The organism is Streptomyces sp. A18 (genome assembly GCF_059026065.1).
On record NZ_JBWLKL010000120.1, the window covers coordinates 1 to 1,227 of the forward strand.

Annotated in this window: 1 protein-coding gene and 2 pseudogenes; 1 reads left to right on the plus strand and 2 read right to left on the minus strand. The window is 67.8% G+C overall.

Annotation, left to right across the window (positions count from 1 at the left end):
• Window positions 1-99: 99 nt before the first annotated feature.
• Window positions 100-426, minus strand: a pseudogene (tpg, locus tag AC5P1C_RS43715) (telomere-protecting terminal protein Tpg); the annotation flags it as partial.
• Window positions 427-474: 48 nt separating this feature from the next.
• A pseudogene (locus AC5P1C_RS43720) lies at window positions 475-690 on the minus strand (hypothetical protein); the annotation flags it as partial.
• On the opposite strand from AC5P1C_RS43720, the gene AC5P1C_RS43725 reads away from it, so the two are divergent.
• On the plus strand, window positions 678-950 hold the full coding sequence (locus AC5P1C_RS43725) for a hypothetical protein (RefSeq protein ID WP_493871581.1): 273 nt from the start codon (window positions 678-680) through the stop codon (window positions 948-950). The pseudogene AC5P1C_RS43720 and the gene AC5P1C_RS43725 sit on opposite strands and share 13 nt — an antisense overlap.
• Window positions 951-1,227: the final 277 nt, after the last annotated feature.

Here is a 1,227-nt window from a genome sequence, read left to right on the forward strand (position 1 = left end):
CCTCGCCCACTTGCGGTACTCCTGCACGCACCACCTGACGATCATGCACTCTAGAGACTTCCGCCACCCGACGTTAGACGCAGCACCAAAGATGCGTGCCGCAGAGAGGCTGGACTTGGCCACACCCCGTCGAGCGATGCCGTCGCTGGTCGCCGCCTCCTCACGGGCTCTTGCCCTGATCTGCGGTTGCCACCTGGCCTTCACCGCGCGCTCCAGCCGGGCCGCGAGATCCGTGCGGGACCTTTTGATCTGCTCCTTCACGTACCGCTCCACGGTGCGCTGGGAGATCCGCAGCATCTGGGCGACCGCCTTGGTGCCCTTGAGCTGCCGGACCAGTTACCGCATCTGGGCGCCGGCCGACTTCGGGGCGGGGCGGGTGAACGCCCTCTGCACCGCCTTGTCGAGGCCGTCCCCGAACATGCTCAACGTCTACTCCCCGTCGACCTGGTCGGTGACGGTGCCGTCCCTCGTGTCCGGTCCGGGCTCAGCTGCGTTGACGGGGGCGGGGTAGAGCTTGGCGAGTTGGTCCAGGAGCCGCACGTACGCCTCACGGACAGGCCCTCGCGCGACCGTCCTATTCGTACTGGACTCCCAACCGCTGACGGTCGCGCGGCGTACTCCCAGGGCGACCTCATCCAGGGTCAGGCCGTGGGCCTCCCGCAGGCGCTTGCGCTCCTTTGGCGGAGGCAGCGCGCGCGTTCCTCGCCCCCCACCAAGCCGACGACGGACTCGACCTGGCCGAACAGCTCCTCGCCCGCCTCAACCTTCGCGCATCCACGATGAACGCGGTCATCGCCGCCCTCATCCGCGACGCCGGCAACCCCATGCTCGAAGACCGCGCCCTCGCCGTGCGCACCGAGCTCGACACCGCCGGTCTCACCTCCATGACCCCCACCCTCGAACGGGCCCTGTCTTCCACCAAGCCGTCCTTGACGACCACGACGGACTGAACGCCACCATCTCCCGCCTGCACGAAATCACCGGCGGCGGGGATGGACGGCGAACAGGCCACCCGCGCGCGGTGGAACCACCTCGTCACCACCCGCCGCGAGGTTCTGCGCACCAGGCGCTAAACCACCGTAGGCAGAAGCCCCCGGGCCGGTCTGCGGATACGTGCTATCGACGTCGCCCTGGAGTTGGTGGTCAGCTGTAACTGGCCCTAACAAAGGCGTTGTACGTGTCGGTGAGTGATCAGGCAGACGGCGATGCCGAGGAAAGCTTCATGGA